This window comes from Citrobacter sp. CK198, from assembly GCF_030333295.1.
GTDB lineage: Bacteria > Pseudomonadota > Gammaproteobacteria > Enterobacterales > Enterobacteriaceae > Citrobacter_B > Citrobacter_B koseri.
Genome location: NZ_JAOWGE010000028.1, coordinates 223,794 through 249,236, shown reverse-complemented (window position 1 = coordinate 249,236; position 25,443 = coordinate 223,794). Strand labels below are relative to the sequence as shown.

The 25,443-nt window shown below is 53.6% G+C and carries 27 protein-coding genes; 6 read left to right on the top strand and 21 right to left on the bottom strand.

The window, feature by feature from the left end; all coding sequences use genetic code 11:
* Positions 1-57: 57 nt before the first annotated feature.
* Entirely contained in the window at positions 58-1,443 is a 1,386-nt protein-coding gene (dcuC, locus tag OGY62_RS07685) for an anaerobic C4-dicarboxylate transporter DcuC (protein ID WP_012133365.1), read from the bottom strand.
* 459 nt (positions 1,444-1,902) lie between these two features.
* On the opposite strand from dcuC, the gene pagP reads away from it, so the two are divergent.
* Together pagP and cspE are read left to right on the top strand one after the other, a co-directional pair.
* Entirely contained in the window at positions 1,903-2,466 is a 564-nt protein-coding gene (gene pagP, locus OGY62_RS07680) for a lipid IV(A) palmitoyltransferase PagP (RefSeq protein ID WP_012133363.1), read from the top strand.
* A gap of 187 nt (positions 2,467-2,653) precedes the next feature.
* On the top strand, positions 2,654-2,863 hold the full coding sequence (gene cspE, locus OGY62_RS07675) for a transcription antiterminator/RNA stability regulator CspE (RefSeq protein WP_000034825.1): 210 nt from the start codon (positions 2,654-2,656) through the stop codon (positions 2,861-2,863).
* Between the two features lie 54 nt (positions 2,864-2,917).
* Here cspE and crcB read toward each other — a convergent pair whose 3' ends face one another.
* The gene (gene crcB, locus OGY62_RS07670) at positions 2,918-3,301 is read right to left on the bottom strand and encodes a fluoride efflux transporter CrcB (protein ID WP_024130549.1); all 384 of its coding nucleotides are present in this window, start codon (positions 3,299-3,301) and stop codon (positions 2,918-2,920) included.
* Positions 3,302-3,392: 91 nt separating this feature from the next.
* On the opposite strand from crcB, the gene OGY62_RS07665 reads away from it, so the two are divergent.
* Both OGY62_RS07665 and tatE read left to right on the top strand, forming a co-directional pair.
* A complete protein-coding gene (locus tag OGY62_RS07665; RefSeq protein WP_286459458.1) occupies positions 3,393-4,181 on the top strand; it encodes a deaminated glutathione amidase in 789 nt (262 codons plus the stop codon).
* Positions 4,182-4,310: 129 nt separating this feature from the next.
* The gene (tatE, locus tag OGY62_RS07660; protein ID WP_012133359.1) at positions 4,311-4,514 is read left to right on the top strand and encodes a twin-arginine translocase subunit TatE; all 204 of its coding nucleotides are present in this window, start codon (positions 4,311-4,313) and stop codon (positions 4,512-4,514) included.
* 100 nt (positions 4,515-4,614) lie between these two features.
* Here the strand turns inward: tatE and lipA are convergent, their stop codons facing one another.
* From lipA to OGY62_RS07605, 11 genes are all read right to left on the bottom strand, one after another.
* On the bottom strand, positions 4,615-5,580 hold the full coding sequence (lipA, locus tag OGY62_RS07655; RefSeq protein WP_286459456.1) for a lipoyl synthase: 966 nt from the start codon (positions 5,578-5,580) through the stop codon (positions 4,615-4,617).
* Between the two features lie 187 nt (positions 5,581-5,767).
* Positions 5,768-6,742, bottom strand: a complete 975-nt coding sequence (locus OGY62_RS07650; RefSeq protein ID WP_286459454.1) for a YbeF family transcriptional regulator — start codon at positions 6,740-6,742, stop codon at positions 5,768-5,770.
* Positions 6,743-7,042: 300 nt separating this feature from the next.
* Positions 7,043-7,684, bottom strand: a complete 642-nt coding sequence (lipB, locus tag OGY62_RS07645) for a lipoyl(octanoyl) transferase LipB (RefSeq protein ID WP_047458192.1) — start codon at positions 7,682-7,684, stop codon at positions 7,043-7,045.
* A 97-nt stretch (positions 7,685-7,781) separates the two neighbouring features.
* Positions 7,782-8,045 carry a DUF493 family protein YbeD gene (gene ybeD / locus OGY62_RS07640; RefSeq protein WP_000850547.1) on the bottom strand — a complete coding sequence of 88 codons (264 nt, stop codon included), beginning with the start codon at positions 8,043-8,045 and terminating at the stop codon, positions 7,782-7,784.
* A gap of 106 nt (positions 8,046-8,151) precedes the next feature.
* A complete protein-coding gene (gene dacA, locus OGY62_RS07635) occupies positions 8,152-9,363 on the bottom strand; it encodes a D-alanyl-D-alanine carboxypeptidase DacA (protein ID WP_012133355.1) in 1,212 nt (403 codons plus the stop codon).
* A 139-nt stretch (positions 9,364-9,502) separates the two neighbouring features.
* The gene (rlpA, locus tag OGY62_RS07630) at positions 9,503-10,627 is read right to left on the bottom strand and encodes an endolytic peptidoglycan transglycosylase RlpA (protein ID WP_286459452.1); all 1,125 of its coding nucleotides are present in this window, start codon (positions 10,625-10,627) and stop codon (positions 9,503-9,505) included.
* 10 nt (positions 10,628-10,637) lie between these two features.
* Positions 10,638-11,750, bottom strand: coding sequence for a peptidoglycan glycosyltransferase MrdB (gene mrdB, locus OGY62_RS07625; protein ID WP_012133352.1), 1,113 nt, complete (start codon positions 11,748-11,750; stop codon positions 10,638-10,640).
* 2 nt (positions 11,751-11,752) lie between these two features.
* Complete coding sequence (gene mrdA, locus OGY62_RS07620; protein ID WP_286459450.1) at positions 11,753-13,654, bottom strand: peptidoglycan DD-transpeptidase MrdA; 1,902 nt, start codon at positions 13,652-13,654, stop codon at positions 11,753-11,755.
* Positions 13,655-13,684: 30 nt separating this feature from the next.
* Positions 13,685-14,152 (bottom strand): 23S rRNA (pseudouridine(1915)-N(3))-methyltransferase RlmH, encoded by a 468-nt coding sequence (rlmH, locus tag OGY62_RS07615; protein ID WP_003022725.1) that lies wholly within the window; start codon positions 14,150-14,152, stop codon positions 13,685-13,687.
* Positions 14,153-14,155: 3 nt separating this feature from the next.
* Complete coding sequence (rsfS, locus tag OGY62_RS07610; protein WP_012133350.1) at positions 14,156-14,473, bottom strand: ribosome silencing factor; 318 nt, start codon at positions 14,471-14,473, stop codon at positions 14,156-14,158.
* Positions 14,474-14,731: 258 nt separating this feature from the next.
* The gene (locus OGY62_RS07605) at positions 14,732-15,343 is read right to left on the bottom strand and encodes an adenosylcobalamin/alpha-ribazole phosphatase (protein WP_058668758.1); all 612 of its coding nucleotides are present in this window, start codon (positions 15,341-15,343) and stop codon (positions 14,732-14,734) included.
* Between the two features lie 94 nt (positions 15,344-15,437).
* Here OGY62_RS07605 and cobD point away from each other — a divergent pair, with 94 nt between their 5' ends.
* The gene (cobD, locus tag OGY62_RS07600; RefSeq protein WP_286459446.1) at positions 15,438-16,532 is read left to right on the top strand and encodes a threonine-phosphate decarboxylase CobD; all 1,095 of its coding nucleotides are present in this window, start codon (positions 15,438-15,440) and stop codon (positions 16,530-16,532) included.
* On the opposite strand, the gene nadD is transcribed toward cobD, so the two are convergent.
* Genes nadD through leuS form a run of 4 tightly spaced genes read right to left on the bottom strand, consistent with a single transcriptional unit; the run spans position 16,507 to position 21,371 of the window.
* The gene (nadD, locus tag OGY62_RS07595; protein ID WP_024130547.1) at positions 16,507-17,148 is read right to left on the bottom strand and encodes a nicotinate-nucleotide adenylyltransferase; all 642 of its coding nucleotides are present in this window, start codon (positions 17,146-17,148) and stop codon (positions 16,507-16,509) included. The two genes, cobD and nadD, sit on opposite strands and share 26 nt — an antisense overlap.
* A gap of 1 nt (position 17,149) precedes the next feature.
* A complete protein-coding gene (gene holA, locus OGY62_RS07590; protein ID WP_012133346.1) occupies positions 17,150-18,181 on the bottom strand; it encodes a DNA polymerase III subunit delta in 1,032 nt (343 codons plus the stop codon).
* Entirely contained in the window at positions 18,181-18,774 is a 594-nt protein-coding gene (gene lptE, locus OGY62_RS07585) for an LPS assembly lipoprotein LptE (protein ID WP_214143449.1), read from the bottom strand. The genes holA and lptE overlap by 1 nt, the downstream gene beginning before the upstream one ends.
* A 14-nt stretch (positions 18,775-18,788) precedes the next feature.
* Positions 18,789-21,371 carry a leucine--tRNA ligase gene (gene leuS, locus OGY62_RS07580; RefSeq protein ID WP_275375908.1) on the bottom strand — a complete coding sequence of 861 codons (2,583 nt, stop codon included), beginning with the start codon at positions 21,369-21,371 and terminating at the stop codon, positions 18,789-18,791.
* Between the two features lie 235 nt (positions 21,372-21,606).
* Here leuS and OGY62_RS07575 point away from each other — a divergent pair, with 235 nt between their 5' ends.
* Positions 21,607-22,089, top strand: coding sequence for a zinc ribbon-containing protein (locus OGY62_RS07575; protein WP_012133343.1), 483 nt, complete (start codon positions 21,607-21,609; stop codon positions 22,087-22,089).
* 93 nt (positions 22,090-22,182) lie between these two features.
* Here the strand turns inward: OGY62_RS07575 and rihA are convergent, their stop codons facing one another.
* From rihA to gltJ, 4 genes are all read right to left on the bottom strand, one after another.
* Positions 22,183-23,121, bottom strand: a complete 939-nt coding sequence (gene rihA, locus OGY62_RS07570) for a pyrimidine-specific ribonucleoside hydrolase RihA (RefSeq protein ID WP_286459445.1) — start codon at positions 23,119-23,121, stop codon at positions 22,183-22,185.
* Positions 23,122-23,237: 116 nt separating this feature from the next.
* Positions 23,238-23,963 carry a glutamate/aspartate ABC transporter ATP-binding protein GltL gene (gltL, locus tag OGY62_RS07565; RefSeq protein WP_012133341.1) on the bottom strand — a complete coding sequence of 242 codons (726 nt, stop codon included), beginning with the start codon at positions 23,961-23,963 and terminating at the stop codon, positions 23,238-23,240.
* Positions 23,963-24,637: a glutamate/aspartate ABC transporter permease GltK gene (gene gltK, locus OGY62_RS07560; RefSeq protein ID WP_012133340.1), complete on the bottom strand. Its 675-nt coding sequence runs from the start codon at positions 24,635-24,637 to the stop codon at positions 23,963-23,965. Before gltK ends, gltL begins: the two co-directional genes overlap by 1 nt.
* Positions 24,637-25,377 (bottom strand): glutamate/aspartate ABC transporter permease GltJ, encoded by a 741-nt coding sequence (gene gltJ, locus OGY62_RS07555; RefSeq protein ID WP_110494538.1) that lies wholly within the window; start codon positions 25,375-25,377, stop codon positions 24,637-24,639. The genes gltK and gltJ overlap by 1 nt, the downstream gene beginning before the upstream one ends.
* Positions 25,378-25,443: the final 66 nt, after the last annotated feature.

Here is a 25,443-nt window from a genome sequence, read left to right as displayed (position 1 = left end):
GTAGGCCGGATAAGGCGTTACGCCGCCATCCGGCCAATCGTCTACAAATTAATTCGCTTAACCACCCGCCACAGCGGAAGAAGTGCCTGGCACCATCACTTCAGTTGCAATGATGACAACCAGCAGCCCGACCATAACCGGAACGGAAGTACGCTTCACCACTTCAAACGGCGAAATCTTCGCCATCCCTGCCACCGCAACGACGACGCCAGAGACCGGGGAGATCGTGCGCCCCAGATTTGAAGCCTGCAACATGGGAATGGACAGGTAAGCCGGGTTAATACCGGAAGAGTGCGCCAGTTTGGGAATCATTTCGACAAAGGCATAGAAAGGCGCGTTACCGGAACCGGTGGTCATTGCCGCGAGCATGGTCAGGATCACCAGTACCAGCATGAGGATAATACTGGCGGAACCAAACGAGGTGGCGATAGAGATCAGACTCTGGATGAAACCGATAGTGCTCAGCCCCTGAGCGAATACCCCGGCAGCGACCAGCAGCATCACCACGCCCGCAAACGCGTCAGCCATCCCGCGGTACGCGACTTCCAGACCGGAAAAGACTTTCTGTGTATTGAATCCGCGAATGAACTCCAGCACGGCAGCGAGCAGCATACAGATGACGAGAATAGTAATAATGTGCAGCTGCGGACCCCATTTACCATCAAAAACCAGAACGCCGATAATCGGTGTGAATGGCAGAATGGCGTAAAACGCCGGGGCGGTGGTGGTAATTTCGTTTACATCCAGCATTTCATGGGAGATGTTCTCTTTTTTATCCAGATAACGCTGCCAGAAAAAGTGGGCAATCGCCATACCGATAATGGCGGCAATGGAGATCGGCAGGGTCGTTTTAAAGGCAAAATCAATCAACGGCATCTCAGCCGCTTTTGCCGCCAGAACCACGTCGCCTGAGGTCGGAGAGAGGATGATCGCTGCGGGGGAAGCGCAGATGGCTGCGGCAGCGCCACGGCTGATCCCGACGTTAACCATCACCGGAAAGAGCGTTGCCATCAACAATACGCCAAGCCCTGTTGCCGAAGAGACCGCCAGCGACATCAGGCAGGCGACAAAATAGGCGGCGATCATCAGCAGGTAAGGTGAGTTAATGTATTGCAGCGGTTTGGAGGCCAGTTTTACAACCATGTCGTTTGCGCCGATATGCGTCATGTAGGCGGCGAAACCGCACAGCATCATGATCATCATACCGAGGTCGCCACCACGGCTCATCAACAGAATCTTAATGTATTCAACGATGTCCGTCGCGGTATAGCCGGTACTGGTTTCACTGGCGGGCAGGACTTTATGCCCCATTAACGCGCTGATAATCAGCAGCACCAGGCCGCCCACAAAGAGCACGCCGGTTGCTGAATAACCTTTAATGATGTAGCGCGCTACACCCACAATAACCATAACCCCAATAAGGAGTTCAATAAACGTTAACATTGTTTCCCCTGTCGCCTGGACGCCCAGAAAGTAAGAATAAAAAAGGAACAGAAAGTGGTGTGAAAATGTGCCGAATAAACCGCTTCCCCTTGCTGATTAAAATCAAGAAAAGGACGGATTAAACGTCCTGTGTTGTTATTTTTTCATGCAGGCAACGAATATGAAATCTCTCAGGCGAAAAATTTACGTAGAAACGTATTTGTTTTGTATTTGTTATTTTTATGGGAATGTAATGTTAATGATGGGGTGGTGTACAGAATTATAACAGGCCAGATTCCCTTTCCTGATGATAAAAAGTTTCAGTAAACGGCGATGATCCGTATGAAATAAACGGGAAATAAGCGGGTTCGTTATTGCAAAGGGGAGTTTTCTGATTTTTCGTTACCTGTTTTTTGTTAAGATTCCATTCAGGTTCGTTTTGCTACGATCGGTATTGAACTCCAGGATGGTAATTAAGTTGTGATTGTCGCTAAAAAATATTTTCTTGTTCTTTCATTTCTCTTTGTGCAATTCGCCCTTCTGCCCCAGGCCTTTTCAGCAGATAAAGGCTGGTTTGATACGCTGAAAGATAATGTGTCGGAAACCTGGCAACAACCCGAGCATTATGATTTGTACGTGCCGGCCATTACCTGGCATGCGCGGTTTGCCTACGATAAAGAAAAAACGGATCGCTACAATGAGCGCCCGTGGGGGGCAGGGTTTGGTCAGTCTCGCTGGGATGATAAAGGCAACTGGCATGGGCTTTACATCATGGCGTTTAAAGACTCCTTCAATAAGTGGGAGCCTATCGGCGGTTACGGTTGGGAAAAAACCTGGCGACCTCTGGCAGATGAAAACTTCCACATGGGGCTGGGATTTACCGCTGGCGCAACGGCGCGTGATAACTGGAAGTACATTCCGGTGCCGGTTCTGTTGCCGTTAGCCTCGATAGGCTACGGTCCGGCAACGTTCCAGATGACCTACATCCCCGGTACGTATAACAACGGTAACGTCTACTTTGCCTGGATGCGTTTCCAGTTTTGATGAGTGATATGCCTTGTTAGTGGTATATAAAATAGCGTTATAAAACAATAGGTAGTACAAAAAATCTAAAAAATAACGCGATATTTATCACTTTTTGGCAAAGTTGGACTGGACAAAATGCACCACAATTGATGTACTGGTACCCGACACAGCATTTGTGTCTATTTTTCATGTAAAGGTAATTTTGATGTCTAAGATTAAAGGTAACGTTAAGTGGTTTAATGAATCCAAAGGATTCGGTTTCATTACTCCGGAAGATGGCAGCAAAGACGTGTTCGTACACTTCTCTGCAATCCAGACTAATGGTTTTAAAACTCTGGCTGAAGGTCAGCGCGTAGAGTTCGAAATCACTAACGGTGCCAAAGGCCCTTCTGCTGCTAACGTAATCGCTCTGTAAGCATACGACAGCAAGAATTCCAAAACCCGCCAACTGGCGGGTTTTTTTATGCCCTTAATGCGCGGTGGATGCCGAAAACAGCCAAAACGCAAGCGCGGTCATGGCAAATGACCCGAGCAGGTTGACCAGTATATTCACCATCGCCCAGCCAAAACGCCCATCCTGGAGCAAAAAAACAACTTCCGCTGAGAAGGTGGAAAACGTGGTCAGGCCGCCGCAAAAACCGGTGGTAATCAACACCTTCCACATCGGATCAATATTCGTCATGCGACTAAATAAGGCGAAGCCCATACCGATGATGAAGGCGCCGATCAAATTCGCCGTCAGGGTGCCGAACGGAATGGACTGATGAAGCGGATTAAACCGCATACTCAACATCCATCTCGCTACGCTTCCTGTACCACCGCCAATAAAAACTGCTAAAAGGAGTTGTAACACTGAATATTCCTGCTATTTGATTGTATATGGGATGAGTGTAACGCCGAATAAACATCTTTGGCGAGTTTAACGAATCTGGTCGGAGGGGAGTATGCTCGTTGCAGCAGGACAATTTGCCGTGGCGTCGGTCTGGGAAAAGAACGCCGAAACATGCGTTTCGTTAATGTCTCAGGCGGCAGAAAATGGCGTTTCCTTACTGGTGTTGCCTGAGGCGCTGCTGGCTCGCGACGATCGCGATCCCGATCTGTCGGTTAAGTCCGCGCAGCTACTGGAGGGCGGATTTTTGCGCTGCTTGCTGCGTGAGAGCGCGCGCAATACGATGACGACAATCCTGACGATTCATGTTCCTTCAACGTCGGGGCGGGCATTCAACATGCAGGTTGCGTTGTGTGGGGGAAAGATTGTTGCGCACTACGCCAAGCTGCATTTGTACGATGCTTTTTCGATTCAGGAGTCCCGCAGCGTTGATGCAGGCGACACCATTGCCCCGCTGCTGGATGTTGAGGGGATCAAAGTTGGGTTAATGACCTGCTATGACCTGCGCTTCCCGGAGCTGGCTCTGGCGCTGGCTTTGCAGGGGGCTGACATTCTGGTGCTGCCTGCCGCCTGGGTAAGAGGAGCGCTGAAAGAGCATCACTGGGCGACCTTGCTGGCGGCGAGAGCGCTGGATTCAACCTGCTATATCGTTGCCGCAGGGGAGTGCGGCAACAAAAATATCGGTCAAAGCCGAATCGTCGATCCGTTTGGCGTCACAATAGCCGCTGCGGCAGAGACTCCGGCGCTGATTATGGCCGAGGTCTCCGCCGAGCGCGTCAGGCAAGTTCGGGCGCAACTTCCCGTTTTACGTAACCGTCGTTTTGCGCCACCGCAATTATTATGATGTTTTTTTAAACTAAGCTTGATTCACCTTGTTACAGATTGCTATTGTGTGCGCGCGTCGAATGACCGTTAATATTCTCAGGTTAATATGGCGCGTTAAGCCGCCTGATTTTAAGTCAAGAAGGTATCTATGGGTGAGATTAGTATTACCAAACTGCTGGTGGTTGCCGCACTGGTCGTTCTGCTGTTTGGTACCAGGAAGTTACGTACGCTGGGCGGAGACCTGGGCACGGCAATTAAAGGTTTCAAAAAGGCGATGAATGATGAAGACGCTGGCGCGAAAAAAGAAGCGGGCGGCGATATTCAGGCTGAGAAACTCTCTCATAAAGAGTGATCATGACGCGAGCAGGATGCTCCTTCATCGGACTCTGAAGAGAAAAAACCCGCGTTTAAGCGGGTTTTTTATGCGTTAAATGTAAGCGAGTATTACTCGATCACTTCACTTCCAGTCCTTTCGCCTGCATGTCTGCATGGTAAGAAGAACGAACAAACGGCCCGCAGGCGGCATGGGTAAAGCCCATCGCTATGGCTTCGGCTTTCATCTCATCGAACTCTTCCGGGCTAACATAACGCTGTACCGGCAGGTGATGGCGGCTTGGCTGTAAATACTGGCCCAGCGTCAGCATGGTGACGCCATGACGGCGCAAGTCGCGCATAACCTCAATGATTTCAGCGTTGGTTTCTCCCAGACCGACCATCAGACCCGATTTGGTTGGGATTTCCGGGTGGGCCTCTTTGAAACGCTCCAGCAGCTTCAGCGACCAGTTGTAATCGGCGCCTGGGCGTACCTGACGATAGACACGCGGTACGTTTTCAAGGTTATGGTTGAAGACATCTGGCGGAGTGGCGTTAAGGATCTCCAGTGCGCGATCCATACGGCCACGGAAGTCAGGCACCAGCGTTTCAATTTTAATTGCCGGGCTTTTTTCACGAATCGCGGTAATGCAGTCAGCAAAGTGCTGAGCGCCGCCATCGCGCAGATCATCGCGGTCAACGGAGGTGATAACCACATAGCGTAACGCCATATCTGCAATCGTCTGAGCCAGTTTTAACGGTTCGTTGGTATCCGGGGCGACAGGGCGACCGTGGGCAACGTCACAGAACGGGCAACGGCGGGTACAAATCGCGCCGAGGATCATAAAGGTGGCGGTTCCGTGATTGAAACATTCCGCCAGGTTAGGGCAAGAGGCTTCCTCGCAGACAGAATGCAGGCCATTTTTGCGCATTGCCGCTTTGATGCCCTGGATACGAGTGGAGTCCGCTGGAAGCTTTATTTTCATCCATTCCGGTTTACGCAGCAGGGCTTCGCGCTCTGTTGCCACATTTTTAACCGGGATAAGGGCCATCTTATCGGCATCGCGGTATTTAACACCGCGTTCCATCACAATGGGTTTACTCATAGCGTGCGTGTTCCAGTTGCGAATAACGAAGGAAAGCGTTTCAATTCAAGGGAATGTTGTATTTATCAACTATTTTTGAATTAACTACAGGCAGTATATCATTGAAACGGGCCATAAAGCAGCCTGAGTGGTCGGCAAAATGTAAAATAGTTGTTGTTTTGTGCCATTTGCCCAACATCTCCTGTGACTAAGCAGCAACATCTCCCGTTCGAAACGCATCGCGTATTACATCAATAACATTCTCCAGCACCGGGTCACGCAAGCTTAATTTGTTGTAATGCAGCGAAAAGTCGATTCTCTCATCGCTTAGTGGCGCATAGGGAATGCGCTTGAGCGGCCAGCAACGGCTAAATAAGGTGTAGAACCGGGTGGGCATCATCCCCAGCAGGTCGCTGCTGGCGATGAGTGAGGCAATGGTGAAGATGTTGTAGCTGCTAAAGTTGATTTGTCGTTCAGGGAAGAGGTCCTGGATACGCTGACGCACCAGGCTGAAATTCTGCCCTTCGAGCATCAGCAGAGTATGGTCGACCGCTTTCAGCTTCTCTTCGGTTAGCGGGGCGGAAAGTGAAGGGTGATCCTGGCGACAAACCAGCTCAACAGTATCGGCAAACAGCACATGGTGATGAATGGCCCGACTACTGTAGATATGGGTATCGATGACCAAATCGGTCTGAAACTGGCTGAGCTGGCATTCGGCGTCGCTTACCGGAATGTTGCGTAACAGAAGCTGCGGATACCGGGATTTGATCGCCTGATAGATGGTTGGCATGACTAACGCCCCGATAGAGGGAGACGTGCCTATCGTGATGGTGCGCTGTTTGTCGTAACTGCCGGTCAGATCCAGCGCGCCCAGAATAGATTCCAGCCCCTGGCTAATATACTCATGCAGATGGGTGGCATAGGCCGTCGGGGTCACGCCCTGGCCTTTACGGATAAATAGCGGGTCGGGAAATATAGCGCGTAATTTTTGAATAGACTGGCTAATAGCGGATGGCGTTAAATTAAGAATTTTCGCAGCATTGACGATGCCTTTATGAACGTATACCGCTTCAAAAATAGTCAAGAGATTAAGGTCAATATTTCTCAGCGTTCTGAAAATTTGAGGTTTGTCTTCTGGCCGTTGCTCGATTAGACGTCGTCCCGGCAGATTATTATCATTCACGCTCTCGCTCCGAATTTATTCACGTTATAAATAATAGTAGGGTTTATATTTATTGCATTTTTGATTTGGCTTAAATATCGCCTGAATGTCAATATCAGTAACAATTTCAACAGGGTAACAAACAGTACATTCGGATTTTAGCCACGGCGAATCCCCTCATTCTGATGGCTGATGAGGTTGCGTCATTGACGGTTTTAGCTTAGGCATAACGAAAATATAGAAACCGGGCGGAGAAGTAAAGCATTCAAGCAATATATAGTTAATGACCCATGAATTGCGTGGGTCATTATATTTTATTGATTAAGCAGGAATATATTCATGAGGTGGATTGTTTAGCAGGGCTAAAATATTGGCCAACAGGCGAGGGGCAATATTATCCGTCGTTGCGTTATTATCCCATTGCGATATTTTCGCCATTTCCATCCCGGCATAACCGCAAGGATTGATGCGTAAGAACGGAGAGAGATCCATATTGACGTTTAATGCCAGACCATGAAAAGAGCAGCCGCGACGGATTCGTAAACCCAGTGAGCAGATCTTTTTTTCTCCCACATAAACTCCGGGCGCATCGGCTCGCGGATGCGCATCAATACCCAGTTCGGCAAGCGTATTGACGACGGTTTGTTCCAGCAGCGTTACCAGCTCCCGCACGCCCAGCTTACGGCGTTTAAGATTCAGCAGAACATACATTACCTGCTGGCCGGGGCCGTGATAGGTGACTTGCCCGCCACGATCGCTCTGGATCACCGGAATATCGCCGGGCATTAATACATGCTCCGCTTTACCGGCCTGACCCTGGGTGAAAACAGGAAAGTGCTCAACTAACCAGATCTCATCGGGCGTGTTTTCATCGCGGGTATCGGTGAATTCGTGCATGGCCTGGGAAACGGGTTCGTAGGGCTGAAGACCGAGCTGGCGGACAAGAATTTTATCCTGATACAAAACGGCATCTCCGTAGAGAATGAACAAAAGAGGGAGAAAAGTATATCACAGCGGGGGAGGATGTTACCCGGGCAACGCCGGGTAACGAACGGATGTATTACAGCACCATACGAACGATATCGATATTACCCAGTTCTTCGTACAGTGTTTCAACCTGCTCGATATGGGTTGCGTTGATGGTGATAGAGACCGAGTGGTAGTTACCTTTGCTGCTCGGTTTTACCGTCGGGGAGTAATCACCTGGCGCATGGCGCTGTACCACTTCAACCACCTGATCAACCAGCTCAGGCAACGCCTGCCCCATTACTTTGTAAGTAAATGGCGTAGGGAATTCAAGCAGTTCGTTAAGTTTGGTTTTCATGTCAGCTCCGGCATTACATCAAAAAATAATAACTCCCACAGCGTGTGGGAGTTATCAGGATACTCAGTATATGGGGATGGAAATCACACTTTCAAGTGCTTAATTTTTAACCAAACCAGTGATGGAACATTAATTTAATGTAATCAATGATTTTGCCGAAGAAGTTACCTTCAGGAATTTCCTGTAGTACCACCAGCGGGCGCTGCTCAATGGTTTTGCCATCCAATTGGAAGTTGATTGTGCCGACGACCTGGTTTTTCTGCAACGGGGCATGCAGTTCAGCCGTGTTCAGCACGTAGCTGGCTTTCAGATCTTTCATGCGGCCGCGAGGGATAGTCAGATAGACGTCTTTATCCACACCCAGCGAGGCGCGGTCGGTATCGCCAAACCAGGCCGGTTCAGAGGCAAACTCTTTCCCGACTTTCAGCGGGTTTACGGTTTCAAAGAAGCGGAAGCCCCAGGTCAGCAGTTTTTTGCTTTCTGTTTCACGACCTTTGTAGGTACGTCCACCCATCACCGCAGAGATCAGGCGCATCTGGCCTTCAGTTGCCGACGCCACGAGGTTGTAGCCGGCTTTATCCGTGTGGCCGGTTTTGATCCCGTCAACGTTCAGGCTGTTGTCCCACAGCAGACCATTGCGGTTTAACTGGCGAATCCCGTTGAAGGTGAACTCTTTTTCTTTGTAGATGGAGTATTCGTTTGGCACATCGCGGATTAACGCCTGACCGATCAGCGCCATGTCGCGCGCAGAGCTGTATTGTCCATCAGCATCCAGGCCATGAACGGTCTGGAAGTGGGTGTTTTTCAGACCCAGGGCATTCACATAGCTGTTCATCAGCCCGACGAAGGCATCCTGGCTGCCGGCGGCAAAGTCGGCCATCGCCACGCAGGCGTCGTTGCCGGATTGCAGGTTAATACCACGGATTAACTGGGAAACAGGAACTTGCATACCCGGTTTCAGGAACATCAGGGATGAGCCTTTAAATACCGGGTTGCCGGTAGCCCAGGCGTCGTTGCCGATCGTCACTAGATCGGTCTCTTTAAATTTCCCTGCTTTCATCGCCTGGCCGATGACATAGCTGGTCATCATTTTGGTCAGGCTGGCGGGATCGCGGCGCGTATCCGCATTTTGTTCCGCCAGCACTTTGCCGGAGTTGTAGTCGATCAGGATATACGACTCCGCATCGATCTGCGGAACGCCTGGGATCATGGTTTTGATATTCAGGTCATCGGCATGCGCGCTTGTGATAAAGGCGGCGCAAAGAGCCGTGGTGAGCGCCATGCGCTGCATGAAACGAGCGGAAAAAGTGGTCTTCATGGTCTGAACTACGACGTCCGTGATGGAATTAAAAAAAGTGCCCTACTATAGCAAAAGCATAACCGGCAGGCATCTGACTTTCCGCGTGACTTTGTTAATGTCATTTACAGAAATTGACAATTCAGATGCCCTTTGCAGGCTACTGCGCGCTGGCGATAAAGGACTGTAACTGGGCTTCAGATTGCAGACGCTGCTGCAACGCGCTGGCTTCAGTTTTGCTGGCGAATGGCCCAAGCTGAATGCGCCAGACCGCGCCGTTTTGCATCACACGCCCCGGTACGCCAAACTGCTGGCTTAAACGCTGCTGGTACTGCTGCGCGCGCGTTTGATCGCTGACCGCGCCAACCTGAACCACGAAACCGCTGCTTGCGGCGGCCGGAGCTGGAGCCGGCGTCGGGGCAGCGACTGCGCCCTGAGTCGAACCAGGAGCCGTTACCGGCGCGGCGGGTGTCGCTACGGCGGGCTGTGGCGCGGGCGTTGCTTCGCTGCCTTCGAGCACCCCGGAGGCGAGCGTGGTCGGCGCGCCAAGGAAGCCGCTGCTGTTGACCGGTGCGCCGCTCGGGTCATCGCTTTTCAGCGTCGAATTGCTTATCGCCCGGACATCGCCTTGCGGCTGTACCGATTCCGGCGCGGAAGAGACGCTGCCCATGCCGCCGCTTAAATCAGGGCGCGCGGGCAGGGCGTAGGTCTGTTTCGCCACTGTCGTGCAGGCCATGCCTGGCCCTGACAGTGAACCATCCTGCGCAACGATAATGGGATCAACGCGGACTTTGGTGTTATTCGACGTATTCAGACGATCGGCCGCCGCGCGGGAGAGTGAAATCACCCGATCGTTACCGTAAGGGCCGCGATCGTTAATGCGTACCACGATCATCCGGCCATTCGCCAGATTCGTGATTCGCGCATAGCTCGGGATCGGCAGCGTTGGATGCGCAGCGGTGAGCTGCATCGGGTCAAACGCTTCGCCTGATGCGGTCAAATTGCTGCCGGGTTCCGCATCATAAATGGCGGCAAGCCCGGCCTGGCTAAAGCGAGACGGGTCCTGGACAATTTTGTAGCTTCTACCGTCTCGTTGATAATCCTGATTTGCTGTCGGGCTCAGAGGTTCATAACGTGGCTCCGCCCCGCCGATCTCAACAATCGGCCCGTTACACACCGCAGGCTGCGGCGCGACGGCAACCTGCTGCTGACCATCATCACTCGAACACGCCGCGAGTAACATTATTCCTGCCGCGACGCAGACTCCTGGCAACTGCTTACGCATTGCGCACCCCTTACACGCTTTTCGACAACATTTTTCTGTGGGTGTGGATCGACATAACAATCCCGAACCCGGCCATCAGCACTATCAGTGCGGAGCCTCCGTAACTGACCAGCGGGAGTGGAACCCCTACAACGGGCAGAATACCGCTCACCATACCAATATTTACGAAGACATAAACGAATAATATCAACATTAAACCACCGGCCATCACGCGACCAAAGGTGGTTTGCGCGCGGGCAGCGATCCACAGTCCGCGCATAATCAGCAGAATGTAGAGCGCCAGCAGGATTAATATTCCCACCAGGCCTAACTCTTCCGCCAGTACGGCGAAGATAAAGTCGGTGTGGCGTTCGGGTAAAAACTCAAGCTGCGACTGAGTGCCGTGCAGCCAGCCTTTACCGCGCAGGCCGCCGGAGCCAATCGCAATTTTAGACTGGATGATATGATAACCCGCGCCTAAAGGGTCGGTCTCCGGGTCGAGAAGCATCATGACGCGCTGGCGCTGATAATCATGCATCAGGAAGAACCACATGATCGGGATAAACGCGGCAATCAGCACCACCGCAATGCCGATTAAACGCCAGCTCAAACCAGACAAAAACAGCACGAACAGGCCGGAAAGGGCGACCAGAATCGAGGTGCCCAGGTCAGGCTGCGCGGCGACCAGCAGAGTCGGCATAAAAATCAATACCAGCGCGATAGCCGTGTTTTTCAGCGACGGCGGGCAGACATCACGGTTGATAAAGCGCGCCACCATCAGGGGGACGGCGATCTTGGCGATTTCAGAAGGCTGAAAACGGACGATCCCCAGATCCAGCCAGCGTTGCGCTCCTTTGGATATCGCCCCGAAGGCGTCTACCGCCACCAGCAGGATGATGCAGAAAATATAGAGATAGGGCGCCCATCCTTCGTAGACACGAGGCGGGATTTGCGCCATCACCACCATAATGACCAGACCCATCGCGATCTGACCGATTTTTCGCTCCATCATGCCAATATCCTGGCCGCTGGCGCTCCAGATGACTAATGAACTGTAAACCAGCAGCGCCAGCAGAATCAGTAACATTGTGGGATCGATATGGATTTTATCCCAGAATGTTTTTTTGTTCGGATTATCCGTCACGATTATTGGTCCTCCGCCGCTGCAACCGCCGGGTTTTCCGCAGGCAAATTGGTGTTGTTGTCGCCCAACATGATGTGGTCAAGAATCTGACGCATGATTGTACCGACAGCCGGGCCCGCGCCGCCGTTTTCCAGGATTATGGCGACAGCAACCTGGGGATTGTTATACGGCGCGAATGCCGTCATCAGTTTATGGTCGCGTAGTCGTTCAGCAATTTTGTGCGCGTTGTAGGTTTCGTTGGCTTTCAGGCCAAAGACCTGCGCCGTACCAGACTTCGCGGCGATTTTATACGGCGCGCTGGCGAAATATTTATGCGCAGTGCCGTTAGCGCGGTTTGCGACGCCGTACATGCCGTCTTTGGCAATTTCCCAGTAACCGGAGTGAATATCGCCGACAGGCGGTTCGTGCGGCTGTACCCACGGCACCCGTTTGCCATTCTCCGCCGTGCTCATCAGCAGATGCGGCACTTTTACCACCCCGTCGTTAATCAGGATCATCAGCGCTTTGCTCATCTGGATCGGGGTTGCCGTCCAGTAACCCTGGCCGATGCCCACCGGGATGGTATCGCCCTGATACCACGGCTTTTTAAAGCGTTTTTGCTTCCATTCACGGGTTGGCATATTGCCGGAACGCTCTTCAGCCAGATCGATGCCGGTATATTCCCCGTATCCAAATTTGCTCATCCACTCGGAGAGTCGGTCTATCCCCATGTCATAGGCCACCTGGTAGAAGAAGGTATCCGCTGACTCTTCAAGGGATTTGGTGATATTCAGATGACCGTGACCCCATTTTTTCCAGTCGCGGTAACGCTTCTCAGAACCCGGCAACTGCCACCATCCGGGGTCGAACAGGCTGGTATTACGGGTGATCACCCCAGCGCTTAAAGCGGACACCGCGACATACGGTTTAACCGTTGAGGCCGGCGGGTAAACACCTTGCGTCGCCCGGTTAACCAGCGGCGTATTCGGGTCGTTGAGCAACCCTGAGTAATCTTTGCTGGAGATGCCATCCACAAACAGGTTCGGGTCGTAGCTCGGCATGGAAACCAGCGCCAGTACGCCGCCTGTCCGTGGGTCGGTTACGATCACGGCGGCGCGGCTGCCCGCCAGCAGCGTTTCAATATATTGCTGGAGTTTCAGGTCAATTGTGAGATGGATGTCATGCCCGGCCTGCGGCGGCACCTCTTTAAGCTGACGGATGACGCGGCCACGGTTGTTGACTTCAACCTCTTCATAACCCGTCTGGCCGTGCAGCACCTCTTCGTAATAGCGCTCAATCCCCAGCTTGCCGATATCGTGCGTGGCGGCGTAGTTGGCCAGCTTACCGTCTTTATCAAGGCGTTCGACGTCTTTATCGTTAATCTTCGAAACGTAGCCGATGACGTGGGTCAGCGCGGAGTTGTAAGGATAGTAGCGGCGCTTGTAGCCTTTCACTTCCACGCCAGGAAAACGGTACTGATTGACGGCAAAACGCGCGACCTGCACTTCGGTCAGGTTCGTTTTGACGGGAATAGAGGTAAAACGGTGTGAACGTGCGCGCTCTTTCTTGAACGCGGCAATGTCATCGTCGTTCAAATCGACCACGCTGCGTAACGCATCCAGCGTTTGCTGAACGTTATCGACCTTCTCCGGCATCATTTCTATCTGATAAATAGTGCGGTTGAGGGCGAGGGGGATGCCGTTACGGTCATAGATGATCCCACGGCTGGGGGCGATAGGGACCAGTTTGATGCGGTTTTCGTTCGAGCGGGTCTGGTAATCAGTAAAACGCACGATTTGCAGATTATAAAGGTTGGCGATGAGCACGCCGGTCAGCAGCAAAATACCCAAAAAAGCGACCAGCGCCCGGCGCACGAACAGCGCGGACTCAGCCGTATAGTCGCGAAAAGAATTCTGTAGTTTCATCCGCTGCTTAATCTACTCAAGGCTTAATAATCACTCACGGTGATAAGGGTGGTTGGTGGTAATGCTCCACGCCCGGTACAGACTCTCTGCCACCAGCACCCGAACCAGCGGGTGGGGGAGGGTTAACGCAGAAAGTGACCAGCTTTGTTCCGCCGCCGCTTTACAGGCCGGAGACAACCCCTCAGGGCCGCCAATCAGGAGACTGACGTCGCGACCATCCAGCTTCCAGCGCTCCAGCTCAGTCGCCAGCTGCGGCGTGTCCCAGGGTTTCCCTGGGATATCAAGGGTGACGATACGGTTTTTGCCTGCGGCCGCCAGCATCTGCTCACCCTCTTTGTCGAGAATACGTTTAATATCCGCGTTCTTGCCGCGTTTGCCCGCTGGAATTTCGATCAGCTCAAACGGCATGTCTTTCGGAAAACGCCGGAGATACTCCGTAAAACCGGTTTGTACCCAGTCGGGCATTTTCGTACCGACAGCGACAAGTTGAAGCTTCACGCATTAACTCCAGAGTTTTTCCAGTTCATACAGGCGACGGCTCTCTTCCTGCATGACATGGACAATCACATCACCCAGGTCAACGACAATCCAGTCGGCTACGCTTTCACCTTCAACGCCAAGCGGCAACATGCCCGCCGCGCGAGATTCCTGTACAACGTGGTCAGCAATAGACATAACGTGACGGCTGGATGTACCGGTGCAGATAATCATGCAGTCGGTGATACTGGATTTACCCTGAACATCTAAGGTGATGATGTCCTGACCTTTCAGGTCATCAATTTTGTCGATTACAAAATCCTGGAGTGCTTTACCCTGCAAGTTTTCCCCCTGGGTATTACGGATGAATATAAATAAGCCTGTCAGTATACCTGAACCCGAGGCGATGTCGGGACTAATGTCATCAACGGGCGTTTAAAAGTGGGTTATCATCCCATCCCGCACAACAGATTGCATCGCCATTTTTGTAAAACAATTTCTGCAAAGCTCTGAAGGGCGGGAGAAGTCTGGCGCGGAGGATAGCAGCCTGTCAGGGGGTGTCAATGGTCGAAACGCCCCCGAGGAGAAAAAACAGAAATATCACTCGCCGTGATGCCAGACGGCCCGACTGTTTAACACCTTCAGCGTGGCGAAATCTTCACAAAAATCAATGGCGCTCCAGCATCCTTGCTCAACCCTGAAATGCCATAATGAGGCGGCGGGCATGGACAATAATCGCGCGATCATGAGACTCAGAACCCCCTGGTGACTCACGACCAGTAGGTTTTTATTATCTTTATAATCAGAAAGTTGTGCAATAAAGCGCTCTACGCGTTGTGAGAATGCCTGGAAGCCTTCCCCATTGGTCGGGACGGCGTTCTGCCAGTCGGTACACCAGGCCGCGTAACTTGCTGCGTCTTCGCGGCTCAGATCGCGGTGATGACGCATCTCCCAGTCGCCAAAAAACATCTCGTTAAGCTCCGGGAACAGGCGCTGCGGTACGTCGCGGTCGTGAAGCACCAGCCGCGCCGTGTGGCGGGCGCGTTCCAGTTCGCTACAGAATACGTTGTCGAAGGGGACATTGCGCAGCAGGTTATTCAGCGTTTGCGCCTGGGCTATCCCTTTTTCTGTCAGCGGAGTGGGGGCGTGGCCGCTGTATAATCCGGCTACATTAGCTTCGGTTTCCCCATGACGAACTAACCAGAGTCGCATGTTTTTCCTCGTGATACGTATTCGCGCAAAATATGATATTCACCCTGATTGCGCAGCGCTTTTTCACTAAAATAGACTTTTTATCGGAGGCAAGATGCCTTTACTGAAGAGTGCGCATGGCGGTAACACCCGGGAAGCCGCCGCATTGTTGGGCATCTCGCCTGAACAGTTGCTGGATTTTAGCGCAAATATTAATCCTCTGGGTATGCCAGGGCGCTTAAAACGCGCGCTTATCGACAATCTTGCCTGCGCGGAGCGGTATCCTGATGTGGATTATCAGCATCTGCACCAGGCGCTGGCGCAGCACCATCAGATCCCCGCGTCATGGCTTCTGGCCGGAAATGGCGAGACGGAATCCATCTTCACGCTGGTTCACGGGCTGAAGCCGCGTCATGCCATGATCGTCACGCCGGGCTTTGCCGAGTATCGCCGTGCGCTACAGTGGGGCGCGTGTGAGATACATGAATTTGCGCTTCGCGAAGCTGATGGCTGGCAACTCACGGACACCATTCTGAATGCGCTGACCCCGGATCTGGACTGCCTGTTTCTCTGTACGCCAAATAATCCAACCGGACTCCTGCCTGCCCGCGAACTGTTACTGGCTATTGCGGAGCGCTGTAAGACGCAGGGGATCGCGCTGATCCTGGATGAGGCGTTTATCGATTTTATTCCGGGTGAAGAGGGCTTTATTCCGCTGTTGCAGGGCAACCCGCATATCTGGGTGCTGCGTTCGCTCACCAAATTTTACGCCATTCCGGGGCTGCGGTTGGGCTATCTGGTGAACAGCGACGAGCAGGCGGTCGCGCAAATGAGAGCGCAACAGATGCCCTGGTCAATCAACGCGTTTGCGGCGCTGGCCGGAGAGGTTATCTTGCAGGATGCCGCCTATCACCAGGCGACCTGGCAGTGGCTGGCGGAGGAGGGACAACGCTTCCGTCAGCGGTTACATGCGTTTCCTGAGCTAACGGTTTATCCCGGTCGGGCGAATTATCTTTTATTACGCTGTGAGCGGGAAGGTCTGGATTTGCAACGCGCCTTGCTGGAGAAGCACATTCTGATCCGCAGCTGTGCTAACTATCCGGGGCTTGACGCGCGTTATTACCGGGTGGCGATTCGCAGTCAGGAAGAGAACAGCCGTCTGCTGACGGCGCTGGCGGAAGTCTTTACCGATACAACCCTTGCTGGTTGATGTAGTTCAGGACGGATTCCGGCATGAGATCGTCGCACGGTTCGCCTTTCTCCAGCCGCTCGCGGATAAGGGTGGCGGAAATATTGAACCAGGGCGTTTCAGCCAGATAAATTTTACCCGCCGGGAGCGCGTGCAGATCGTCCGGCGTATGGGTTAAATGGCGCTCCAGCCACTGCTGATGCTGCTCTTTCACCATCTCAAGCGGGTAGCCGGGGCGTCGGCAAACGATCAGGTGAGTGTTGTCCAGAATGGTTTCATAGTCGTGCCAGGTCGGGAACGTCAGTAAGGAGTCCTGGCCGATGATAAACGCCAGCGGCGCGTCCGGGCCTTGTTCTTCCCGCCACTCTTTCAGCGTTTGCGCGGTGTAAGAGGCGGTATCGCGTTTGAGTTCGCGCTCATCCAGGATAAACAGCGGTTTGTCGGCGATAGCCAGCTCAAGCATATATTTACGCTGTGCGCTGGATGCTTCAGGCTGTGGACGATGGGGCGGTACGTTATTGGGCATGATAATCACCCGCGACAGGCCAATCAGATTGGCCAGCGTTTCCACGGGCTTGAGATGACCATAATGCACGGGATCAAAGGTGCCGCCGAACAGAGCCTGTAACGATTTCATATCAACCATCAATAAAAACATCTGCCAGCGCTTTGTGGCAGAGAAGAAGAGAAAGCCCCTCCAGCTCAGCCCACACTGACTGTCCATAATCTTGTTTTAGCGTAATTTCCGTCCGCGTCAACAGTTGCACTGCCTGGCGAAGCTGGGTCTGCTGGAGCCGATTCAACGCATCGCCAATCATGCCGCGACGGTTTTGCCATACCCGATGTTTATCAAACAGCGTGCGCAGAGGCGTATGGGCGGATTGCCGTTTAAGGTTAACCAGCATCAGTAATTCGCGTTGCAGGGTGCGCAGCAGGATCACGGGCTCACTGCCCTCAAGGCGCAGTTGCTGCAAAATATGCAGGGCGCGTTTGCTTTTGCCCATCAATAACGCATCCACCCAATGGTATGGCGTGAAGTGCGCCGCGTCGTTGACGGCCTGCTCTACGCGTGGAAGCGTGAGCTTACCGTCAGGCCAGAGGAGTGAAAGCCGCTCCAGCGCCTGCGCCAGCGCCAGCAGGTTGCCTTCGTAGCAATAACACAGCAGCTGATTCGCGGCGTCATCCAGTTGCAAATTATTCTGCTTTGCTCTGGCGGCAACCCAGCGCGGTAGCTGCGCCTGCTCCGGCGTCTGACAGCTTACCTGCACGCCAGTGCCCGCCAGCGAGGTATACCAGGCGGCGTTTTCCTGGGCTTTAGTGAGCTTATTTCCGCGCACGATCAGCAGCAGGTCGTCATGCAGCAAACCGCTGAGCGTTGCGAGCTGTTCATTGATCGCCGCATTCGGGCCATTTTCCGGTAGCAACAACAGCAGCGTTTGACGGCTGGCAAACAGGCTCATTGCCTGACACTGTGAGAACAGGGTTCCCCAGTCGGTGCTGGTGTCGATCGTAAAGGCGTGGTGTTCTTCGAACCCTTGCGCAGCGGCCGTCAGACGAATAGCGTCCTGGCTTTCCTGCAACAAGAGAGGGTCGTTGCCCAGGAGCAAGTACGCCGCGCGCAGCCCTTCATTGAGCTGTGCGCGGAGTTGTTCAGGGTACAACCGGATCATCAGTTACCCAGCGTGGTGGACACGCGTGCCGGGGAAGATGCTGGCGTCGCCGTGGTGTTTTCAGCGGCGTCCGCGTTTTCCTGGGATGACTGAGCATCAGCGACATGGATACTCGGCAGCTTGCGAATCAACTGTTCGGCTGCTTTGTCATACATCTCTTTGATGATCATATCCTGTTCATTATCCTTCGCCAGCGCGGTTTGCGGGTTATCAAAGAATGAACGGTACACTTTCGTGCTGATCGGATAAATATCATGACCCGGGATCAGAACGCTTGCACTGACGCTCATGACCATCTGGTATTCCGCCGTACGGCCATCCTGGAACACGGAGGCGGTATCTTTAGAGATACTGGTCCGGCCAAGGCGCAGTGACGGAACATCCTGGCGCATTGTATCTTTTTCAAGCAATTCAATATTGTTAAGACGCAGTTGGTTACGTACCGCCCGGCTTAATGGTCCATTCGGATCGCTTGTATCAAGAATCATAGTTTTCATCGTGCTGGGCACCTGCGTAGTGCTACGCAGATGCCAGCCGCACCCGGCGGTGACCAGCACCGCCAGGGATAACAACAATGTTGTCAGATGTCGCACGCTTCCTCCCGCGCTTAGCCAACGACCAAATTGAGGAGTTTACCCGGAACGTAAATCACTTTACGCACGGTAACGCCATCAAGATATTTTGCGACCAAATGTTCCTGGCCAGCACGTTCACGAACCTGTTCTTCAGTGGCGTTCACCGGTACGGTGATTTTGCCACGGACTTTACCGTTCACCTGAACCACAACCAACGTAGAGTCTTCTACCATTGCTTTGTCGTCAGCGACCGGCCACGGCGCGTTATCGATATCGCCTTCGCCTTTCAGCGCTTCCCACAGCGTGAAGCAGGCATGTGGGGTGAACGGGTTGAGCATACGCACGACAGCCAGCAGCGCTTCCTGCATCAGGGCGCGATCCTGCTCGCCTTCCTGCGGCGCTTTCGCCAGTTTGTTCATCAGCTCCATAATTGCGGCAATCGCGGTGTTGAAGGTCTGACGGCGGCCGATATCATCGGTCACTTTCGCGATGGTTTTGTGGACGTCGCGACGCAGCGCTTTCTGATCTTCGCTCAGCGCATCAACGTTCAGTGCCGCAACCTCGCCTTTCGCGGTGTGCTCATAGACCAGTTTCCAGACGCGCTTCAGGAAGCGGTTTGCCCCTTCCACGCCAGATTCCTGCCATTCCAGCGTCATATCGGCTGGAGAAGCAAACATCATGAACAAACGCACGGTGTCCGCGCCGTAACGCTCAACCATTACCTGCGGGTCGATGCCGTTGTTTTTGGACTTGGACATCTTGCTCATGCCGGTGTACACCAGCTCATGGCCCGCCGCGTCTTTCGCCTTAACGATGCGGCCTTTCTCGTCGCGCTCAACGATGGCATCAACCGGGGAAACCCAGTTACGCTCGCCGTTTTCGCCTACATAGTAGAACGCGTCTGCCAGCACCATACCCTGGCAGAGCAGCTGTTTCGCCGGTTCGTCAGAGTTCACCATGCCTGCGTCGCGCATCAGCTTGTGGAAGAAGCGGAAGTAGAGCAGGTGCATGATCGCGTGTTCAATACCGCCGATGTAGATATCGACCGGCAGCCAGTAGTTTGCTGCTTCCGGGTCCAGCATCCCTTCGTTGTACTGCGGGCAGGTGTAGCGCGCGTAGTACCAGGAGGACTCCATAAAGGTGTCAAAGGTGTCGGTTTCACGCAGCGCAGGCTGACCGTTAACGGTGGTTTTCGCCCACTCAGGATCGGCTTTGATCGGGCTGGTGATGCCGTCCATGACGACGTCTTCCGGCAGGATGACCGGCAGTTGATCTTCCGGGGTCGGCAGAACGGTGCCGTCTTCCAGAGTCACCATCGGAATCGGCGCGCCCCAGTAACGCTGACGGGAAACGCCCCAGTCGCGCAGACGGTAGTTGATTTTACGCTCGCCGACGCCTTTCGCCGCCAGTTTATCGGCAATCGCGTTGAAGGCGTCTTCAAAGCCCAGACCGTTAAATTCGCCGGAGTTAAACAGTACGCCTTTCTCGGTCAGCGCCTGTTCGGACAGATCCGGTTCAGAGCCGTCCGCCGCCAGGATAACCGGCTTGATGGTCAGGCCATATTTGGTGGCAAATTCGTAGTCGCGCTGATCGTGGCCCGGAACGGCCATAACAGCACCAGTACCGTATTCCATCAGCACGAAGTTGGCGGCCCATACCGGGATCGCTTCGCCGGTCAGTGGGTGAATGGCTTTAAAACCGGTGTCGACGCCTTTTTTCTCCATCGTCGCCATATCGGCTTCCGCCACTTTGGTGTTGCGGCATTCGTCGATAAAGGCAGCCAGTTCCGGGTTGTTGGCAGCCGCTTTCTGCGCCAGCGGGTGACCTGCGGCGACCGCCAGGTAAGTGGCGCCCATGAACGTGTCTGGACGCGTGGTGTACACCGTCAGCGTATTGTCGTAGCCGTTCACGTCAAAAGTGATCTCGACGCCTTCAGAACGGCCGATCCAGTTGCGCTGCATGGTTTTAACGGTGTCTGGCCAGTGATCCAGTTTATCCAGATCGTTCAGCAGTTCGTCGGCGTAGGCGGTGATCTTAATGAACCACTGCGGGATCTCTTTACGCTCAACTTTGGTGTCGCAGCGCCAGCAGCAGCCGTCGATAACCTGCTCGTTCGCCAGTACGGTCTGGTCGTTCGGGCACCAGTTCACCGCAGAGGTCTTTTTGTACACCAGGCCTTTTTTATACAGTTCGGTGAAGAATTTTTGCTCCCAGCGGTAGTATTCCGGGGTGCAGGTCGCCAGCTCGCGGCTCCAGTCATAGCCGAAGCCCAGCATTTTGAGCTGGTTTTTCATGTAGGCGATGTTGTCATAGGTCCACGGTGCCGGCGCCGTGTTGTTTTTCACCGCCGCGCCTTCAGCAGGCAGACCGAATGCATCCCAGCCGATGGGCTGTAGAACGTTTTTACCCAGCATGCGCTGGTAGCGGGCAATCACATCACCGATGGTGTAGTTACGCACATGGCCCATGTGTAGTCGACCAGAAGGATAGGGAAGCATCGACAGGCAGTAATACTTCTCTTTGCTCTCGTCTTCGGTTACTTCAAAGGTGCGCTTCTCGTCCCAGTGTTGCTGGACTTTTGATTCTATCTCTTCCGGGCGGTATTGCTCTTGCATGGCAGCCAGTGGTCCTGTTTTCATTACGGCTACAAACGTAGCGTTAGATGTGGTGTTTCAGATCCGCATAGCATAGCCCAAACGCCCGCGCCAAAACAGCCTTTCGCGCATTCTGCATTGAATTCCCGCCATGCTAATCCTTGCATGAATTTACACAGTCTGTGGGCGGTCTTGCAAAGCGCGGCGTAAATAACGTCTATTATTATAGACAGTTAACGACCCAGGAGGCGAAGCGATGAACAAGGTTGCTCAATATTACCGTGAACTGGTGACGTCATTAAGCGAACGCCTGCGTAATGGCGAACGCGATATTGACGCGCTGGTGGAACAGGCGCGTCAGAGCGTAATGAAAGCAGGGGAGTTAACGCGAATCGAGGTGGACGAACTGACGCGCGCCGTCAGACGCGACCTGGAAGAGTTCGCCATGAGCTACGAGGAGAGCCAGGAAGAGGAGAGCGACAGCGTCTTTATGCGGGTGATTAAAGAGAGCCTCTGGCAGGAGCTGGCGGACATCACCGACAAAACGCAACTGGAGTGGCGCGAAGTGTTCCAGGATCTCAATCACCACGGGGTCTACCACAGCGGCGAGGTGGTTGGCTTGGGCAACCTTGTGTGCGAGAAGTGTCATTACCATTTAGCGGTGTATACGCCGGATGTACTGCCGCTGTGCCCGAAATGCGGCCACGACCAGTTCCAGCGCAGACCGTTTGAGCCGTAACCGGCAGTGCCGGATGGCGACGCGAAGCGTCTTATCCGGCCTACAAATTGTACGCTGATGTAGGCCGGATAAGCGTTAGCGCCATCCGGCTGGTTATGATGCGTAGAACGACAGCCTCTCCGCCAGTAAATCCACAAAGCCCTGCCGGTCGATATCGACCATGACCGTCGCATTCGGTTTATTGCCGGTCAGTAAGTAATAATCCACGACCGTCATTCCCTGGGTGTATTTCCCCTGAGTCTCCACGCCGACCCAACGTTCAACGGTGGTGAAAAGCTCGGGTTTTAGCAGCCAGGCGATGGTGCAAGGGTCATGCAACGGCGCGCCGGTAAAGCCCCACTTTTCGTCTTTGTGATATTCGAGGAAGAAATCCAGCAGCTCCGCCACGATCGTGGAAACAGGATTGCCTATCGCCCGGAAACGCTCGGTATCTTCAGCGTGAATCTGCGCTTTGTGCGTTACGTCCAGCCCGGCCATCACCACGGGAATCCCTGACTGGAAGACAATCTCTGCCGCTTCGGGGTCGACGTAAATATTGAATTCTGCCGCTGGCGTCCAGTTACCTAATCCCATCGCGCCGCCCATGATCACAATACGGGCGATTTTACGGTGCAATTCTGGATGGCTGTTCAGCAGCAAGGCGACGTTGGTTTGCGGCCCGGTGGCGACGATGGTTACCGGTTCCGGGCTTTCGCGCAGGGTTTTCGCCATCAGCTCAACGGCGGTGCAGGTCTGCGGCGCAAATGACGGCTCCGGTAGCGCCGGGCCGTCCAGTCCGCTTTCGCCGTGTACGTTATCGGCGATGATCAGATCGCGCATCAGCGGTTTTATCGCGCCGCCCGCGACAGGAATATCGGTACGCCCCAGTAGCGTCAGCATACGCAATACGTTACGCAGCGTTTTGTCAGGCGTCTGGTTACCGGCGGAAGAGGTGATCGCTTTCACATCCAGTTCAGGCGATGCGAGGGCGAGAACAATTGCGATGGCGTCGTCATGACCTGGATCGCAATCAAAAAGGACTGGAAGTGCCATTGTTGCTCCTTGTAAGTGGTACTTTGTGACAAGGGTAACGCCGGGATGAGTGCGATTCGAGATATGAAGAGATAAAGCGTGATATGGCGCGCACTCTGTCGTGCGCGCCGGGAGGATTAATGCAGGATTTTCGCCAGGAAGTCTTTGGCGCGATCCGATTTCGGGTTGGCGAAGAACTCCTCTTTCGGCGAGTCTTCGACAATTTTCCCCTCGTCCATAAAGATCACCCGATTGGCCACCTTACGGGCAAAGCCCATTTCGTGGGTGACGACCATCATGGTCATCCCTTCGTTTGCCAGCTCGACCATAACGTCCAGCACTTCGTTGATCATTTCAGGATCGAGTGCGGATGTCGGTTCATCAAACAGCATAGCGATAGGGTCCATGCACAGCGCGCGCGCGATTGCCACACGCTGTTGCTGCCCGCCGGAAAGCTGCGCCGGGAACTTATTGGCATGGGCCGAAAGTCCTACGCGCTCAAGCAACTTCTGCGCTTTTTCACGGGCGGGCGCTTTGCCGCGTTTGAGCACTTTCACCTGCGCCAGCGTCAGGTTTTCAATGATCGACAGATGCGGGAACAGTTCAAAATGCTGGAACACCATTCCGACCCGCGAGCGGAGCTTCGCCAGATCCGTTTTTTTGTCATTCACTTTGGTGCCGTCAACGGTGATTTCACCCTGTTGCACCGGTTCCAGTCCGTTCACCGTTTTGATCAGGGTCGATTTACCGGAACCCGACGGGCCGCAGACTACCACCACTTCACCTTTTTTCACTTCCGTGGAGCAGTCGGTCAGCACCTGAAAGTGACCATACCATTTAGAAACATTTTTCAGGGTAATCATTAAACTGTCCTTTTCTTCAAATAGCTGACCAACAACGACGCGCTCAGGCTGATAACAAAGTAGACGGCACCGGCAAACAGGATCATTTCGACCTGCGTACCATCACGCTCGCCAATGGTGGTGGCGGTGCGGAAGAAATCCGCGAGGCTTAACACGTAAACCAGGGAGGTATCCTGGAACAGTACGATACCCTGGGTAAGCAGCAGCGGCACCATCGCACGGAACGCCTGCGGCAGGATGATGAGCTTCATCGACTGCCAGTGGGTCATCCCCAGCGCCAGCGCAGCGCTGGACTGCCCGCGTGAAATGCTCTGAATACCCGCACGGATAATCTCCGAGTAATACGCCGCTTCAAACATGGAAAACGCGACCATCGCTGAAATCAGGCGAATATCCGTTTTGGGCGAAATACCCAGTACGTCCTGCAACAGCCCCGGCACAATCAGGTAGAACCATAGCAGCACCATCACCAGCGGGATGGAGCGGAAAACGTTGACGTAAGCTTTCGCAAACCAGGCGACAGGGGCGAAACTTGAGAGACGCATTACCGCCAGAATAGTGCCCCAGAGAATCCCGATCACCACGGCGGTGACGGTAATTTTCAGGGTGATCACCAGCCCGGCCAGCAAGTACGGCATGGAAGGAACGATCGAACTCCAGTCAAACTCGTACATTATTTGCCTCCCATATTGCCAGGCAGGCGGACTTTACGTTCCACCAGATTCATCACCAGCATAATGACGGCATTAATCAGCACGTAGGCCAGCGTAATTGCGGTGAATGACTCCCAGGCGTGGGCGGAGTAATCCAGCAGCTTGCCCGCCTGCGCCGCCATATCCACCAGACCAATGGTCGATGCGATGGCGGAGTTTTTCACCAGGTTCATCATTTCCGAGGTCATCGGCGGGACAATCACCCGATAGGCGTTCGGTAGCAGAACATAGCGATAAGCCTGAGGCAGCGTCAGCCCCATCGCCAGCGCAGCGTTTTTCTGCCCGCGAGGCAGCGACTGAATCGCTGCGCGTACCTGCTCGCAGACGCGCGCAGCGGTAAACAGCCCCAGACAGATCATTGATGAGAGGAAAAATTGAATGTTCGGGTCCAGTTCCGCCTTAAACCACATGCCGATATTTTCCGGCAACAGCTCAGGCACGACCAGATACCAGGTAAAGAACTGAACAATCAGCGGGACGTTACGAAACAGTTCCACGTAAAGCGTCCCTATTCCCGAGAGGAAGCGGTTAGGTACAGTACGTAAAATGCCGAATAACGAGCCGACGAGGAAAGCAATAATCCAGGCGGTGATGGATAACGCGACGGTGACCTGGAAGCCGCTCCAGAGCCAGCCGAGATACGTGGTGTTGCCGAACGGGGCTTGTTGTAAAAAAATCCCCCAGTTCCAGTCTATTGACATAAATCTACTCCAGAAAAAAAAGGGTAGCAGCGCTACCCTCGAAGATTGTTATCCAGCGTTTTGCGG

Bases quoted from the DNA above. Each gene is read 5' to 3' on its own strand.
- lipA (WP_286459456.1), bottom strand. From the start codon at position 5,580: ATGAGTAAACCCATTGTGATGGAACGCGGTGTTAAATACCGCGATGCC.
- mrdA (WP_286459450.1), bottom strand. From the start codon at position 13,654: ATGAAACTACAGAATTCTTTTCGCGACTATACGGCTGAGTCCGCGCTG.
- gltL (WP_012133341.1), bottom strand. From the start codon at position 23,963: ATGATTACCCTGAAAAATGTTTCTAAATGGTATGGTCACTTTCAGGTG.
- gltK (WP_012133340.1), bottom strand. From the start codon at position 24,637: ATGTACGAGTTTGACTGGAGTTCGATCGTTCCTTCCATGCCGTACTTG.
- rlpA (WP_286459452.1), bottom strand. From the start codon at position 10,627: ATGCGTAAGCAGTTGCCAGGAGTCTGCGTCGCGGCAGGAATAATGTTA.
- cspE (WP_000034825.1), top strand. From the start codon at position 2,654: ATGTCTAAGATTAAAGGTAACGTTAAGTGGTTTAATGAATCCAAAGGA.
- nadD (WP_024130547.1), bottom strand. From the start codon at position 17,148: ATGAAATCGTTACAGGCTCTGTTCGGCGGCACCTTTGATCCCGTGCAT.
- OGY62_RS07605 (WP_058668758.1), bottom strand. From the start codon at position 15,343: ATGCGACTCTGGTTAGTTCGTCATGGGGAAACCGAAGCTAATGTAGCC.
- gltJ (WP_110494538.1), bottom strand. From the start codon at position 25,377: ATGTCAATAGACTGGAACTGGGGGATTTTTTTACAACAAGCCCCGTTC.
- leuS (WP_275375908.1), bottom strand. From the start codon at position 21,371: ATGCAAGAGCAATACCGCCCGGAAGAGATAGAATCAAAAGTCCAGCAA.
- tatE (WP_012133359.1), top strand. From the start codon at position 4,311: ATGGGTGAGATTAGTATTACCAAACTGCTGGTGGTTGCCGCACTGGTC.
- dcuC (WP_012133365.1), bottom strand. From the start codon at position 1,443: ATGTTAACGTTTATTGAACTCCTTATTGGGGTTATGGTTATTGTGGGT.
- cobD (WP_286459446.1), top strand. From the start codon at position 15,438: ATGCCTTTACTGAAGAGTGCGCATGGCGGTAACACCCGGGAAGCCGCC.
- holA (WP_012133346.1), bottom strand. From the start codon at position 18,181: ATGATCCGGTTGTACCCTGAACAACTCCGCGCACAGCTCAATGAAGGG.
- OGY62_RS07575 (WP_012133343.1), top strand. From the start codon at position 21,607: ATGAACAAGGTTGCTCAATATTACCGTGAACTGGTGACGTCATTAAGC.
- dacA (WP_012133355.1), bottom strand. From the start codon at position 9,363: ATGAAGACCACTTTTTCCGCTCGTTTCATGCAGCGCATGGCGCTCACC.
- OGY62_RS07665 (WP_286459458.1), top strand. From the start codon at position 3,393: ATGCTCGTTGCAGCAGGACAATTTGCCGTGGCGTCGGTCTGGGAAAAG.
- rihA (WP_286459445.1), bottom strand. From the start codon at position 23,121: ATGGCACTTCCAGTCCTTTTTGATTGCGATCCAGGTCATGACGACGCC.
- ybeD (WP_000850547.1), bottom strand. From the start codon at position 8,045: ATGAAAACCAAACTTAACGAACTGCTTGAATTCCCTACGCCATTTACT.